This is a genomic window from Klebsiella michiganensis, from assembly GCF_002925905.1.
Lineage (GTDB): Bacteria > Pseudomonadota > Gammaproteobacteria > Enterobacterales > Enterobacteriaceae > Klebsiella > Klebsiella michiganensis.
Genome location: NZ_PRDB01000014.1, coordinates 108,284 through 122,368, shown reverse-complemented (window position 1 = coordinate 122,368; position 14,085 = coordinate 108,284). Strand labels below are relative to the sequence as shown.

At 55.3% G+C, this 14,085-nt stretch carries 12 protein-coding genes and 1 pseudogene; 6 read left to right on the top strand and 7 right to left on the bottom strand.

All coding sequences use genetic code 11. The annotated features are described in order from the left end of the window. The gene (ppx, locus tag CDA56_RS23785) at positions 1 to 1,542 is read left to right on the top strand and encodes an exopolyphosphatase (RefSeq protein WP_064358819.1); all 1,542 of its coding nucleotides are present in this window, start codon (positions 1 to 3) and stop codon (positions 1,540 to 1,542) included. A 39-nt stretch (positions 1,543 to 1,581) separates the two neighbouring features. Here ppx and CDA56_RS23780 read toward each other — a convergent pair whose 3' ends face one another. Continuing rightward, complete coding sequence (locus CDA56_RS23780; RefSeq protein WP_103815068.1) at positions 1,582 to 3,801, bottom strand: EAL domain-containing protein; 2,220 nt, start codon at positions 3,799 to 3,801, stop codon at positions 1,582 to 1,584. A gap of 370 nt (positions 3,802 to 4,171) precedes the next feature. Here CDA56_RS23780 and CDA56_RS23775 point away from each other — a divergent pair, with 370 nt between their 5' ends. After that, positions 4,172 to 4,363: a YfgG family protein gene (locus tag CDA56_RS23775; protein WP_009654356.1), complete on the top strand. Its 192-nt coding sequence runs from the start codon at positions 4,172 to 4,174 to the stop codon at positions 4,361 to 4,363. Positions 4,364 to 4,377: 14 nt separating this feature from the next. Here CDA56_RS23775 and CDA56_RS23770 read toward each other — a convergent pair whose 3' ends face one another. Next, entirely contained in the window at positions 4,378 to 5,265 is an 888-nt protein-coding gene (locus CDA56_RS23770) for a LysR family transcriptional regulator (protein ID WP_014230353.1), read from the bottom strand. Positions 5,266 to 5,363: 98 nt separating this feature from the next. On the opposite strand from CDA56_RS23770, the gene CDA56_RS23765 reads away from it, so the two are divergent. Further along, positions 5,364 to 6,560 (top strand): MFS transporter, encoded by a 1,197-nt coding sequence (locus CDA56_RS23765; protein ID WP_046878253.1) that lies wholly within the window; start codon positions 5,364 to 5,366, stop codon positions 6,558 to 6,560. A 137-nt stretch (positions 6,561 to 6,697) separates the two neighbouring features. Here CDA56_RS23765 and guaA read toward each other — a convergent pair whose 3' ends face one another. Then, on the bottom strand, positions 6,698 to 8,275 hold the full coding sequence (gene guaA / locus CDA56_RS23760; protein WP_004853173.1) for a glutamine-hydrolyzing GMP synthase: 1,578 nt from the start codon (positions 8,273 to 8,275) through the stop codon (positions 6,698 to 6,700). A gap of 68 nt (positions 8,276 to 8,343) precedes the next feature. Beyond that, positions 8,344 to 9,810: an IMP dehydrogenase gene (gene guaB, locus CDA56_RS23755; RefSeq protein WP_014230355.1), complete on the bottom strand. Its 1,467-nt coding sequence runs from the start codon at positions 9,808 to 9,810 to the stop codon at positions 8,344 to 8,346. Between the two features lie 158 nt (positions 9,811 to 9,968). Here guaB and xseA point away from each other — a divergent pair. The 3 genes and pseudogenes from xseA to CDA56_RS23740 all read left to right on the top strand — a co-directional run. Then, a pseudogene (gene xseA / locus CDA56_RS23750) lies at positions 9,969 to 11,355 on the top strand (exodeoxyribonuclease VII large subunit); the annotation flags it as partial. Positions 11,356 to 11,423: 68 nt separating this feature from the next. Continuing rightward, the gene (locus tag CDA56_RS23745; RefSeq protein WP_064375075.1) at positions 11,424 to 12,452 is read left to right on the top strand and encodes a M4 family metallopeptidase; all 1,029 of its coding nucleotides are present in this window, start codon (positions 11,424 to 11,426) and stop codon (positions 12,450 to 12,452) included. Further along, entirely contained in the window at positions 12,449 to 12,793 is a 345-nt protein-coding gene (locus CDA56_RS23740; RefSeq protein WP_009654386.1) for a protealysin inhibitor emfourin, read from the top strand. Before CDA56_RS23745 ends, CDA56_RS23740 begins: the two co-directional genes overlap by 4 nt. Here CDA56_RS23740 and CDA56_RS23735 read toward each other — a convergent pair. The 3 genes from CDA56_RS23735 to CDA56_RS23725 all read right to left on the bottom strand — a co-directional run bounded on the left by CDA56_RS23735 (position 12,790) and on the right by CDA56_RS23725 (position 13,953). Then, a complete protein-coding gene (locus CDA56_RS23735; RefSeq protein WP_004853184.1) occupies positions 12,790 to 13,005 on the bottom strand; it encodes a zinc ribbon domain-containing protein in 216 nt (71 codons plus the stop codon). The two genes, CDA56_RS23740 and CDA56_RS23735, sit on opposite strands and share 4 nt — an antisense overlap. Before the next feature lie 119 nt (positions 13,006 to 13,124). Further along, positions 13,125 to 13,517 carry a cell envelope integrity TolA C-terminal domain-containing protein gene (locus tag CDA56_RS23730; protein WP_014839197.1) on the bottom strand — a complete coding sequence of 131 codons (393 nt, stop codon included), beginning with the start codon at positions 13,515 to 13,517 and terminating at the stop codon, positions 13,125 to 13,127. 58 nt (positions 13,518 to 13,575) lie between these two features. Further along, on the bottom strand, positions 13,576 to 13,953 hold the full coding sequence (locus CDA56_RS23725) for a TonB family protein (protein ID WP_025106606.1): 378 nt from the start codon (positions 13,951 to 13,953) through the stop codon (positions 13,576 to 13,578). Positions 13,954 to 14,085 lie beyond the last annotated feature (132 nt).

Below are 14,085 nucleotides of genomic sequence, written 5' to 3'. Positions count from 1 at the left end.
ATGCCAATAAACGAAAATGCCCCTCGGCCGCAGGAGTTCGCTGCGGTCGACCTCGGTTCGAACAGTTTTCATATGGTGATCGCCCGTGTCGTTGACGGGGCAATGCAGATCATCGGTCGTCTGAAGCAGCGCGTACATCTGGCCGACGGCCTGGATGAAAACTCTGTACTGAGCGAAGAGGCTATTGCGCGCGGGCTGAACTGCCTGTCGCTGTTCGCCGAGCGCCTGCAGGGTTTTGACCCATCAAGCGTCTGTATCGTCGGCACGCACACGCTGCGCCAGGCGACAAACGCCGCAGATTTCCTCAAACGCGCGGAGCAGGTCATCCCCTACCCGATCGAAATCATTCCCGGCAACGAAGAAGCGCGTCTGATTTTTATGGGCGTGGAGCACACGCAGCCGGAGCGAGGCCGTAAGCTGGTCATCGATATCGGCGGCGGCTCTACCGAGCTGGTTATCGGCGAGGATTTCGAGCCTCGCTTGGTGGAAAGCCGCCGTATGGGCTGCGTGAGCTTCTCTCAGGCCTACTTTGCTGGCGGCGTCATCAACAAAGAGAATTTCCAGCGCGCGCGTCTTTCCGCCGTGCAGAAGCTGGAAACTCTGGCCTGGCAGTTCCGCATCCAGGGGTGGAACGTCGCTCTGGGCGCATCGGGCACCATTAAAGCCGCTCACGAAGTGCTGGTGGCCATGGGCGAGAAAGACGGCTTCATCACTCCCGAGCGCCTCGAGATGCTGGTCGAAGAGCTGCTGAAGTATAAAAACTTCGACTCGCTAAGCCTGCCCGGGCTGTCTGAAGATCGGAAAGCCGTTTTTGCGCCCGGTTTGGCTATCCTGTGCGGGGTGTTTGACGCGCTGGCGATTAAAGAGCTGCGCTTGTCCGACGGCGCGCTGCGTGAAGGCGTACTGTACGAGATGGAAGGACGTTTCCGTCACCAGGATATCCGTAGCCGCACCGCGCAGAGCCTGGCGAACCAGTACAATATCGATCGCGAGCAGGCGCGTCGGGTGCTGGAGACCACCACGCATATTTATGAGCAATGGCAGGAGCAGAATCCCAAGCTCGCGAACCCCCATCTGGCGGCGCTGCTGAAATGGGCGACCATGCTGCATGAAGTCGGCTTGAATATTAACCACAGCGGCATGCACCGTCATTCGGCTTATATCCTGCAAAACAGCGATCTGCCGGGCTTTAATCAGGAACAGCAGATGCTGATGGCCACCTTAGTTCGCTATCACCGTAAAGCGATTAAGCTGGATGATTTACCGCGTTTCACGCTGTTTAAGAAGAAGCAGTTTCTGCCGTTAATTCAGCTGCTGCGCCTTGGCGTGCTGCTGAATAACCAGCGTCAGGCAACGACAACGCCGCCGAGCCTTACGCTGAAAACCGAGGCAAACCACTGGACGCTGACCTTCCCGCACGACTGGTTTAGCCAGAATGCGCTGGTGCTGCTCGACCTGGAAAAAGAGCAGGAATACTGGGAAGGGGTGCCTGACTGGTGGCTGAAAATCAGCGAAGAAGAGAAGCCTGACGCGGCAAGCTAGTTTCGCGCATATGGGCCGGACGTCCGGCCCATTCGCTTATCAATCCTCAACCAGCGCCTCAAGCGGGGCCGGTTTGCCGATATCATAGCCCTGCATATAATCAATCCCCAGCGAAACCACAGCCTGCCGAATCTCGGGCGTTTCGACATATTCGGCCACCACCTGCATATTTTTCATCCTCGCCAGAAGGCAAATAGAGGCAACGGCCTGATAGTCCAGACTGCTGGTCACCAGATTACGAATAAAACTACCGTCGATTTTCAGCAGATCCGCATTCATCGTTTTCAGCCGCGCGTAGCTGGCATAGCCGGTGCCAAAGTCATCAATCGCTACCCGACAGCCCAGGTCCTGAAGCTGCGCCAGGGTTTTCCGCGCCTGCTCGGGATTGGTCAGTGAATGGTTCTCCGTCAGCTCAAAAATAATCTGCCAGGGCTCAATGTCATAATGCTCCAGCAGCGTTTTTACCTGCTGATGAAAATAACTGTTACTCACTGAAAACGGCGAGATATTTATCGCCAGGCGCATTCCAGGAAGATTTTTGCGCCGCTTGTCCATAAAGATCAGCGTATGTTCGAGGACCCAGCTATCGATACGCGCCGACAGTCCAAACTCGTGCGCCACCGGTAAAAAGACATCCGGCATGATGATTTCATCGTTGTCGTTCAGCATTCTCAGCAGAACTTCATGATAGCTATCCCCCCGGATGCCGACGATCGGTTGTGCCATCAGAACGAAGCGATCGTGCTCCAGCGCCTTCACCAGCTGATTCATTATCATGACTTTGTCTTTCAGCTCCTGCTGCGTATTAATGGCGCCGCGACGCTGTAAATTTTCAGGACTTCCGGTCGCCAGGGAAAGGTCAGCCGCGCCGCTGAGTTCTCCAAGCAGTAAATGCAGATGCATCACCGGAGAGCGAACGTTGCAATAGCTGAATCCCACGGGCGGCTGCAGCGGCATACCGTTCCAGACAAAGCGAAACTTTTTGAGATGGTCAAACAGCAGGGGGACTCGCTGCTGATGGTCTTCACTGTGCAGATGGATAACCAGCTCGTGTCCGGCCATCTGATAGATATCCTCCCCGGGCTGCAATAGATCGCCAAGCGACTCGGCCAGCAGCTGCTTGTACTGAATGCGCAACAGAACGCCGTAATGGCGGCCCAATATTTCCAGCTCGGGAATGCGTAAGAAGCACAGTACTGACCAGGAGGATTTATTTAACGCCCGACTCAGCGCGCGGATATTGGGCAAGCGTACAACCGGATCAATGAAGGCCATCCGCCGCATACGCGCATAAAAAATTCTCTGCTGCGTCGCCAGCATCGCCATATAGGCGATAATAAATGAAAACACCAGATAGCTTGAGGAGATAATAGCCAGCTGATTACTGTAAATCGGTGAATGCGGGAGATATTGATAATGAAAGTGGATAATAACAATTAATATAGGGGACCAGACCAATGAAATGAAGCGATAGCCAAAACGCATCGCCCCCCACAGCATCACCGGCATAAGCAAGGACAAGGTATAATTTGTACTAAAAATAGTGCTCGTACTACTTAGCGGCATTAATAGCAAAACTAATAAAATTAACAGCACTACCGCCCATAAAATAAACTCAAAGTACTTTATTTTCGGATCGATCTGCAGGCGAATCTGAGAAACAAAACCCCGAATATAGAGCGGGTTGCGGATAATTCGAATCAGAAAGTAGCATAGCGGCACGCCGGTCAGGCATCCGGCCATCAGGGCCTGAAAGGTGATAAGCGAACGCAAACTTAAGGGGTTGACTCCGATCAACCCGGTCGCGCGAGGATGGATCCCCAAATACTCGGCGAGCTGGGAAAGGATAAGAAAGATCAGCGATGGCAGCAACATTTGCCAGAACAATCGTTGAGGCATCAGTCGCACATTGCCATGCGAGATTTGCTGTCTTCGCGGGACAAAAACGCGATACCCGCCCCAGCAAAGGACGGTCGGAATAAGAAAATGGAAAATCACGCCGATGGAATCTTCCAGCGCCATGCCGCGCGTAATGGAAAGCAGCAAACCGACAACGATCCCCGGTAAAGCAGCCCAGCCGAAAAACAGCATCAGGCTCAGCACTAACGCCAGAGGTAAATAGTAAAGATAAACTTCATTACCATTCAGTACAGCAACGGTGTTCGCCCATCTTGCCAGGGGGAGTAAAAGGATGGGTAAGATGAGCGGCAGCGACCACCATTTATCCCGATATCGTCTGTAAAGTTTAATAATGTTCATAGATGCTCTACGGATAACCCTAAATCCTGCAGGGTATATTCAGGCAGGCATCCAACCAACCGTCATAATCGCGCAAGGAATAACAACGCGGAACTGGCTGGTGATTTTAGTTGTCGGTGAGAATAGACGATTGATATAAATCAAAAAATCACGTCGCTAATATTAATAATGTCTTTTTTTTAACATCAATTTGCGATAAGCAGAAAGCATGTAAATACGAGGATTATCTTATATAACATTAATTAATGTTTTACCCCTGGGATTTTTACATCCTCATCAATTGACCCTTCCGCGTTACTGTGCCTTAATACGCACATCGCCCATCCTTTGGGTATACTTTAAGGAACCTTTTGTGAGTCAGGCACCCAGTATGCGTAAACGACATCGATTTAACCGTCGCATGACCCGTATCGTACTGCTTATCAGCTTTATCTTCTTCTTTGGACGCTTTGTCTACTCCTCCATCGGTGCCTGGTACCATCATCAGGACAAAAAGCAATCGCAGCAATCCACTATCACCGTTGAACCTTCAGATCCGCTAAAAACGCCGGTACAAAAATAAGCGCGGTACGTTGTTCAGCAACCGGCCTGAGAGAGCAAACGCAGCACTTCAGCGATGCCTTTGCTGATGATTTTATCCTGCCGCATGACGATGCCTAACTGCCGATACAGGCGCGGAGTCAACGATTGCACGTTCAGGCCGACGCGATCCTGCGGATCCTCTACCGCCATACGCGGCACGATGCTGTATCCCAGCCCCGCTCGCACCATGCGCTTAATCGCCTCAATGCTGCCTAACTGCATGACTGGCACGACCATCAGTCCATTATGGCGAAACCAGCCGTCAATCAGATCCCGGGTTCCGCTCCCCGCTTCAAAAGCAATTAGCGGCAATGATTGCAGAACCTCTGGCGTCAGCGGCGAGGGCAGGTCGTCCTGAGCATCGCTAAAAATACCGACAAACTCTTCATCTAAAACCGGCGTCACCGCCAGGCTGCGTCCGTTCGCCGGAAGCGTACAAAGGCCCAGATCAAGCCGGTTCTCCTCGATAGCCCGAACCACTTCCAGGGTATTGCCAACCGTGACCCTCACCGTCAGCAGAGGGTGATCCTGATGCAGCTTCTGCAGCAGCGGCGGTAACAGGTGGATACAGGCGGTCGCCCCGGTACCCAACGTTATCGAGCCGCTGATTTCTCGATTGAATTCGCTAACCGATTGCACTGCCGCGCCCACCGCCAGTTCAATCCGCTCGCTGTGCGCCAGCAGGGCGATGCCGGCCGCCGTCGCTTTGATGCCTCGTCCTGTTCGCTCAAGCAGTCTGGTTTGGAGAAATTGTTCCAGCTGACGTACCTGCAGACTTACCGCAGGCTGCGACAGCCCCAGCAGGTCAGCTGCGGCGGAAAAGCTTCCGCGCTGTACCACCAGGCGGAACGTCGCCAGATTTCCCAGATTGAGCGTCATCATCACAAAGTTTCTCTTATAAGGGTCATAAATGGACCGGCCTGCCTCCACAATAGCGTGCAGGGTATGCTGCCGACAACAGCGTAACAAAATGGACGATCATGAAAACATCTGCAAAACCACTCTCCGCGCCGGGCGCTGTCACGCTTTCCGCCGGGTGCAACCAGCTAATAAACTGGGGAATCTCATTTTATATGCCCGGCACTTTCGCCAGAGCTATTGCTCAGGAGACCGGCTGGGCCGCAACGGAAATCTACTTTGGCCTGACTATCGCCATGCTGATGATGGCGATGCTCTCCCCGTTTGTCGCCCGGCTACTGGCCCGCTTTGGGGGCCAACGGGTGGTGGTCACGGGTACGCTAATGATTTCAGCGGGCTGCCTGGTAATGGCTTACGTCCAGAGTCTGCCGGGCTGGTTCGCCGCCTGGGTTCTGACCGGCGCCGGGATGCGTCTGGCGCTCTACGACGCGCTGTTCGCCGCGCTGGTGAATATCTATGGGCAAAGCGCCAGATTAACTATCTCGCGCGTGACGCTGGCCGGCGGCCTGGCTTCGGCTCTGTTCTGGCCGCTCGGCGCCGGGTTGTTGACGCAGATGGACTGGCGGCATGCGCTGCTGATTTATGCCCTGTTTGGCCTGCTTAGCGCGATGCTGCTGTGGAAAATGCCAAATCACAGACTGCCGTCACCGAAACGGATAATGCAACGCCAGCGGCTCTCCCACCGCGATAAACGCCCTGCCCTCCTGTACGCGTCGCTGATTGCGCTGGTAACCTTTGTTTCCAACGGTACCTCGACGCATCTCCCCGAGTATATCGCCAGCGTCGGGCTTCCTGTCGCGGTGGGAATGCTGTGGGGGATTGGGCAAACCGGCGCGCGCTTTCTCGAAGTGGCATCCGGTTCTGTCCTTACGCCGTTGCGGCTAACGATACTGACCACCCTGTTGATGCCGCTCTGCTTTGCGCTCGGCCTGAGCGGGCCATATCTGTCGTGGGCGGCCGGCGGATTTGTGCTGGGTTACGGCGCGATCAACGGCCTGACGACCGTATTTAAAGCTACTCTGCCGCTGCAGCTTTTTGCCGCCGAGGATTATGCCCGACGAACCGGTATTCTGTTGATTCCCGCGCAGCTGCTGGCCGCCGCCTCGCCGTTTGCCTACGCGTGGCTGAATGATCATCTCGGGATAAGGGGCAGTTTAGCGGTTTCCGCCGCGCTGGCCCTGGTGGTGGCAGCTCTGGCGATGGCCATTGCATGGTGTCAGCGGGAGAATACGCCAGCGGCGATTGAAGAACGGGGTTGACAGTAGAAACCCGGTGTATCGGTATTCATCGTCTCAGGGAATGCCGTAATTCGGCGATCTTGTTAAGAAAAATGCCATTAATGACGTCAATCATTAATGGCATTATTTTTTTATTCAATTAACGCAAAGAATAAAGTTTATTCCCACTCAATGGTCGCCGGCGGCTTACCGCTGATGTCGTACACCACGCGGGAAATACCGTTGACTTCATTGATGATACGGTTGGATACGCGGCCGAGGAAATCGTACGGCAGATGCGCCCAGTGAGCGGTCATAAAGTCGATGGTTTCAACCGCACGCAGGGAAACAACCCAGTCGTACTTACGGCCATCGCCCATGACGCCAACGGAACGGACCGGCAGGAACACGGTGAACGCCTGGCTCACTTTGTTGTACAGGTCGGCTTTGTGCAGCTCTTCAATGAAGATTGCGTCCGCGCGGCGCAGCAGGTCGCAGTACTCTTTCTTCACTTCGCCCAGCACGCGCACGCCCAGACCCGGCCCCGGGAACGGGTGGCGGTACAGCATATCGTACGGCAGACCCAGTTCGAGGCCAATCTTACGCACTTCATCTTTGAACAGCTCGCGCAGCGGTTCAACGAGGCCCATCTTCATCTCTTTCGGCAGGCCGCCCACGTTGTGGTGAGATTTGATGACGTGCGCTTTACCGGTTGCGGAAGCAGCGGACTCGATGACGTCAGGGTAGATGGTCCCTTGCGCCAGCCATTTCACGTCTTCCAGCTTCAGCGCTTCTTCGTCAAACACTTCAACGAACACGCGGCCGATGATTTTACGCTTCGCTTCCGGATCGTTTTCGCCCGCCAGCGCAGCCAGGAAACGCGCCTCGCCTTCGACGTGAACGATGTTCAGGCCGAAGCGATCGCCAAACATATCCATAACCTGCTGGGCTTCATTCAGACGCAGCAGACCGTTATCCACAAAGACGCAGGTCAGGTTTTTACCGATGGCGCGGTGCAGCAGCATGGCGGTCACGGAGGAATCCACGCCGCCGGACAGGCCGAGGATCACTTTATCGTCGCCAACCTGCTGACGAATGCGCTCGATGGCATCGTCGATAATTTTAGCCGGGGTCCACAGCGCTTCACACTGGCAGATATCGCGTACGAAACGCTCCAGCATGCGCAGACCCTGACGGGTGTGGGTGACTTCCGGGTGGAACTGTACGCCGTAGAAGCGCTTCTCTTCGTTAGCCATAATGGCGAACGGGCAGGTTTCGGTGCTGGCAACGGTGACGAAGTCAGACGGGATGGCGGTGACTTTGTCGCCGTGGCTCATCCAGACGTCCAGCATCGGCTTACCATCCGCGCTCAGCGCATCTTCGATACCGTGAATCAGGGCGCTATCGGTCTGCACTTCAACCTGCGCATAGCCAAACTCACGTTCATTAGAGGCTTCAACGTGGCCGCCCAGCTGCATCGCCATGGTCTGCATGCCGTAGCATACGCCGAATACCGGCACGCCGGCTTCAAAGACATACTGCGGCGCGCGCGGGCTGTTATCTTCGGTGGTGCTTTCCGGGCCGCCGGAAAGAATAATGCCGTTAGGATTAAACTCACGAATTTGAGCTTCAGTCACGTCCCATGCCCACAGTTCACAGTAGACACCTAATTCACGAACGCGACGCGCAACCAGCTGGGTGTACTGAGAACCGAAGTCCAGGATAAGAATACGATGTTTATGAATGTTATCCGTCATTGACGATAATTCCGAGGCAAGTGATACAGGTTAAATAAATCGCCCGGCGCGTGGCCGGGCGATGAAAATCAGGAGCCCATGCGGTAGTTCGGGGATTCCTTGGTGATAGTCACGTCGTGAACGTGGCTCTCCTGGATACCCGCGCCGCTGATGCGCACGAATTCCGCTTTGGTCCGCAGGGTGTCGATGGTACCACAACCGGTCAGGCCCATACAGGAGCGCAGGCCGCCCATCTGCTGGTGAATGATCTCCTTCAGGCGGCCTTTATAGGCGACGCGGCCTTCGATACCTTCCGGTACCAGTTTGTCGGCGGCGTTATCGGTCTGGAAGTAGCGATCGGAGGAACCTTTAGACATCGCGCCAAGGGAACCCATACCGCGGTAAGATTTGTACGAACGGCCCTGATAGAGTTCGATTTCGCCCGGAGACTCTTCGGTACCGGCCAGCATCGAACCAACCATGACGGCGGCTGCGCCTGCGGCAATCGCTTTCGCGATATCGCCGGAGAAACGAATACCGCCGTCGGCGATAACCGGGATACCGGTGCCTTCCAGCGCTTCAACCGCGTCGGAAACGGCGGTGATCTGCGGAACGCCCACGCCGGTCACGATACGAGTCGTACAGATGGAGCCAGGGCCGATCCCTACTTTCACCGCGCTGCAGCCGGCTTCCGCCAGCGCACGTGCGCCCGCGCCGGTCGCCACGTTGCCGCCGATGATTTGCAGGTCAGGATATTTCGCACGGGTATCGCGGATACGCTGCAATACGCCTTCAGAGTGGCCGTGAGAGGAGTCGATCAGCAGAATATCTACGCCCGCGGCAACCAGCGCATCCACGCGCTCTTCGTTACCGGCGCCCGCCCCCACCGCCGCACCGACGCGCAGGCGACCCTGCTCATCTTTACAGGCGTTTGGTTTACGCTCCGCTTTCTGGAAATCTTTAACGGTGATCATGCCGAGAAGATGGAAGCTATCATCCACAACCAGCGCTTTCTCAACGCGTTTTTCATGCATTTTGGCAAAAACCACTTCGCGGCTTTCGCCTTCGCGAACGGTCACCAGACGCTCTTTCGGCGTCATATAAACGCTCACCGGCTGATTCAGGTCGGTGACGAAACGCACGTCGCGACCGGTGATGATGCCGACCAGCTCGTTGTCTTCGGTCACCACCGGATAGCCAGCAAAACCGTTGCGTTCAGTCAGCTCTTTCACTTCGCGCAGAGTGGTGGTCGGCAGGACGGTCTGCGGGTCGGTAACCACGCCGGACTCATGCTTCTTCACGCGCTTAACTTCTTCCGCCTGGCGCTCGATGGACATGTTTTTATGAATAAAGCCGATGCCGCCTTCCTGTGCCAGGGCAATTGCCAGACGCGCTTCCGTCACGGTATCCATTGCAGCAGAGAGCATTGGAATATTCAGACGAATGGTTTTCGTCAGCTGAGTGCTGAGATCGGCGGTATTTGGCAGAACGGTTGAATGAGCGGGAACGAGGAGGACGTCGTCAAACGTCAGGGCTTCTTTAGCGATACGTAGCATGGGCAATATCTCGACCAGGGTGGATAAATATTGCCGTGGCATTATACAGAGCGTAACCGATTGCATCTACCCTTTTTTGCAAATAATACTTGCGATCCCCTCCCAGCAGGTTACTATCGACTGAATAACCTGCTGATTTAGAATTTGATCTTGCTCACATGTTGCCATCTCAATCCCCCTCAATTTACACGGTTAGCCGCCTCAATCAGTCGGTTCGACTGCTGCTCGAACGTGAAATGGGTCAGGTATGGATCAGCGGCGAGATTTCCAATTTCAGCCAGCCCGCTTCCGGCCACTGGTACTTCACCCTAAAAGACGATAACGCCCAGGTGCGCTGCGCAATGTTCCGCAACAGCAACCGCCGCGTGACGTTCCGTCCGCAGCACGGGCAGCAGGTGCTGGTCCGCGCCAATATCACGCTGTACGAGCCGCGCGGCGATTATCAGATCATCGTGGAAAGCATGCAGCCTGCGGGCGAAGGTCTGCTTCAGCAGAAGTATGAGCAGCTCAAGACCGCGCTGGCGGCGGAAGGCTTGTTCGATCAGCAGCATAAAAAAACGCTCCCCTCTCCCGCGCACTGCGTCGGCGTCATCACCTCTAAAACCGGTGCTGCGCTGCACGATATTTTACACGTGCTCAAGCGCCGCGATCCTTCCCTGCCGGTGATTATTTACCCGACCGCCGTCCAGGGGGAAGATGCGCCGGGGCAGATCGTTCGCGCGATTGAGCTGGCCAACGCGCGCCAGGAGTGCGACGTGCTGATTGTCGGGCGCGGCGGCGGTTCGCTGGAAGATTTATGGAGCTTTAACGATGAGCGAGTGGCGCGGGCGATTTTTGCCAGCCCTATTGCCATCGTCAGCGCCGTAGGCCATGAGACTGACGTCACTATCGCCGATTTTGTCGCCGACCTGCGCGCCCCGACGCCTTCCGCGGCGGCGGAAATGGTCAGCCGCAACCAGCAGGAGCTGCTGCGCCAGCTCCAGTCCGTGCAGCAGCGCCTTGAAATGGCGATGGACTACTTCCTTGCCAACCGCCATCGTCGCTTTACCCAGGTTTTTCACCGCCTGCAGCAACAGCATCCTCAGCTGCGGCTGGCCCGTCAGCAAACGGAGCTTGAAAGATTGCGTCAGCGCATGCGTTTCGCTCTTGAGACGCAAATAAAGCGCGCCGACCAGCGCCAGCAGCGCGCCGCGCAGCGCCTGAATCAACAAAACCCACAGCCGCGAATTCACCGCGCCCAGAGCCGTATTCAACAGCTGGAATACCGGCTGGCGGAAAACATCCGCGCGCGTCTTGGCGAGCAACGTGAACGCTTCGGTAATATGGTCACGCACCTGGAAGCCGTCAGCCCGCTGGCGACGCTGGCCCGCGGCTATAGCGTCACTTCCGCCAGCGACGGCAAGGTGCTGAAACAAACGAAACAGGTGCGCGAGGGAGACGTTCTCACTACCCGTCTGAACGATGGCTGGGTAGAGAGCGAAGTGAAGAACATCACGCCGGTGAAGAAAACCCGTTCCCGCAAAAAAGCCGGATAAGCCTGCCATTTCAACCGAGGATAACTATACTGCTGTCATGCCCTTTTTAAACGGTTCTATCCGGCTAAGGAGCGTGATATGCCAGATGCTTATCCTCGTTTTGTAATTCCGCCCTACATTTTACGCCGCATTGTCGATCGTGGTTCCCTTCAGCAGCAGCGCTGCGCGCAGAATACCCTCAGCCACGTTCAGACCCTGATGGCGCACGTTCCGGGGCGCCCTGCCGCGCCCCACGTCACCACGCCGGGCCTGCTTGAACGCGACATTTATGATGCCGGGCAGACCCAGGATCTACCGGGTACTCAGGTCCGTTTTGAGGGACAGCCCTCCAACGGCGACGTTGCCGTTGATGAAGCCTATGACTATCTCGGCATCACCCATGATTTCTTCTGGAAGAGCTACCAGCGCGATTCGCTGGATAACCGCGGATTGAAGCTCACCGGCAGCGTCCACTATGGTCACGAATATCAAAACGCATTCTGGAACGGCCAACAAATGGTGTTTGGCGACGGGGATGGCGAGATTTTTAATCGTTTTACTATCGCCATTGACGTAGTGGCGCACGAACTAAGCCACGGCGTGACGGAGAGCGAAGCCGGTCTCATCTATTTCGAACAATCCGGCGCGCTGAACGAATCGCTTTCCGATGTTTTCGGTTCGCTGGTCAAACAGTATCAGCGCCAGCAGACGGCAGACAAAGCGGACTGGATCATTGGCGAGGGACTACTCGCGAAAGGCATCCACGGCAAAGGTCTGCGCTCAATGTCGCAGCCGGGTACCGCATACGATGACCCTGTCCTTGGCAAAGATCCGCAACCCGCCCATATGAAAGATTTTGTTCATACCCAGCAGGATAACGGCGGCGTGCATATCAACTCCGGCATTCCTAATCACGCCTTTTATCTCGCCGCCAGCGCCCTCGGCGGTTTTGCATGGGAGAAAGCGGGATACGCCTGGTACGACGCGGTGTGCGATCAATCTCTGGCAAAAGACGCCGATTTCTCAGCCTTTGCCAGGCTGACGATTCGCCACGGCGAGAAACGCTCTGGCAAAGAGACCGCAGAGGCGATTACTCAGGCCTGGGAGCGGGTCGGAGTGGTGCTATGAACCTTGCCGATCTTAGCGATGACGCGGTGATTGAGCTGGCGCGCGAGGGCGGCGTTGCCTGGATCCCGGCGCTCAGCGGGATGCGTAAGATCGTCGTGGCGAAGCTCAACGAGCAACAGAAGCAGCGGATTGCGACGATTCTCCAACAGTCGCTACCGCTGGGCAAGCCGCCGGGCCAGCCCGACTCGCCTGGACGGGGCGACCAGCGTTTTTTTCGCATCCAGATCGTCAGCGAGCAGCACTACCACAGCCTGATTATTCTCATTCCGGAGGATCGTGCGCCAGATTCACTGGTTGAACTCTGGCGCGACGGCGAAGGCTGCGTCAGCGATAAAGATTAAATCGGCACAAACTCGACGCGTTTTTTCGAAATCAGCCCGTGGCCATTCTGGCAAAAATAATCCACCGCGCCGCAGGCTTTTAACACCTCCAGCGGCTTGTGGCAGTCCGGGCAGCGGGCTTCGACAACATACTCTTTCGCACAACGCTCGCAGCGGGCGCTATTGCCCTGCACAGCAAGCTGCGCATGGCACACGGGGCAATCAAATTCCATGGTGACTCCTGACGACGGGTATATCGCTTTATTTTATCACGGTTGCACAATCTGTGGCTGCTGCCAGTCATTATCCTTCAGCAGGTTACTCGCCCCCAGGCGGTCCGCCACCTTTAATTTTATTCACCCTGCATACTGAATCGGGACTGAGCAAAAGCATCATAGACCTGCTTATCGGTAAACGGCGGAAAAGTGGCCCGTTTAGCGGCATCAACCAGCGCGGCGCAATAGGCTTTATGACCTTCACTCGTTGTCACGCTATTCAGTTTCCCCTCATCGCTAAATCTCAGATGTATTGTGCATTTTTTTCCCGTCCAGCCGTAGCGATTGGATAACCGGGAATCAATAGACTCTTTTATCGCTCTCGCCTGTTTGCCATATTTATCGTCATCGCTGAAGCGTCCGGAGCTACAGCTCCCAAGCGCTGATGTTTTATGACAGTCAGAAGGATGAAACGGCGTACAGCTGCTGGCTAAAATAACCAAACCGACCATCACTATTGTTTTTTTCATATCCCTGCCCCCATCGTTTGACACGATTCTCCCTACGCTCATTTACCTGCGTTCTACTTTAGCGAAAAGGAACGCCGCTGCTTTGAATACTGCCGGGCTGGTTTGGCGCTGGCACCTCTACGCAAGGCGGCCCCGGCTTGAAATGAATGGTAATGATGTTATTGCTGGAAGGCTTCCCTTTGATGTATCGCCATTTTTCCATTGCGGCCCTGACTTCATTATCAAACATTCCGGAAGGATCTGAGCTTAATAACCGAACGTGAGTCACCCTCCCATTCTCATCAACGTCAAATTGCGCTTTAACCTGACCCGGTATCCCTTTTTTTTCGGCTTTCGCGGGATAAGCAGGCTTAACGCGCGGTTCAATCGGTTGTGATTCAGCGGCACAGGCTATGGGAATAAGAAACAGCATCAGGAGAGTTAAAAGGCTTTTCATTCTGACCTCATTGTCACAAAAATATTTATCCTCCCTGGTTTTTCTCACATTTATAACCCGGCCTCAAGCGAGTTTATTATTATTCTGCGCATGTACAATGGCGATAATAAAAAAGCCCGGCGGATGCGGGCT

Bases quoted from the DNA above. Each gene is read 5' to 3' on its own strand.
- CDA56_RS23725 (WP_025106606.1), bottom strand. From the start codon at position 13,953: ATGAAAAGCCTTTTAACTCTCCTGATGCTGTTTCTTATTCCCATAGCC.
- CDA56_RS23765 (WP_046878253.1), top strand. From the start codon at position 5,364: ATGAAAACATCTGCAAAACCACTCTCCGCGCCGGGCGCTGTCACGCTT.
- CDA56_RS23780 (WP_103815068.1), bottom strand. From the start codon at position 3,801: ATGAACATTATTAAACTTTACAGACGATATCGGGATAAATGGTGGTCG.
- ppx (WP_064358819.1), top strand. From the start codon at position 1: ATGCCAATAAACGAAAATGCCCCTCGGCCGCAGGAGTTCGCTGCGGTC.
- CDA56_RS23770 (WP_014230353.1), bottom strand. From the start codon at position 5,265: ATGATGACGCTCAATCTGGGAAATCTGGCGACGTTCCGCCTGGTGGTA.
- CDA56_RS23775 (WP_009654356.1), top strand. From the start codon at position 4,172: ATGCGTAAACGACATCGATTTAACCGTCGCATGACCCGTATCGTACTG.
- guaA (WP_004853173.1), bottom strand. From the start codon at position 8,275: ATGACGGATAACATTCATAAACATCGTATTCTTATCCTGGACTTCGGT.
- CDA56_RS23735 (WP_004853184.1), bottom strand. From the start codon at position 13,005: ATGGAATTTGATTGCCCCGTGTGCCATGCGCAGCTTGCTGTGCAGGGC.
- CDA56_RS23745 (WP_064375075.1), top strand. From the start codon at position 11,424: ATGCCAGATGCTTATCCTCGTTTTGTAATTCCGCCCTACATTTTACGC.
- guaB (WP_014230355.1), bottom strand. From the start codon at position 9,810: ATGCTACGTATCGCTAAAGAAGCCCTGACGTTTGACGACGTCCTCCTC.
- CDA56_RS23740 (WP_009654386.1), top strand. From the start codon at position 12,449: ATGAACCTTGCCGATCTTAGCGATGACGCGGTGATTGAGCTGGCGCGC.
- CDA56_RS23730 (WP_014839197.1), bottom strand. From the start codon at position 13,517: ATGAAAAAAACAATAGTGATGGTCGGTTTGGTTATTTTAGCCAGCAGC.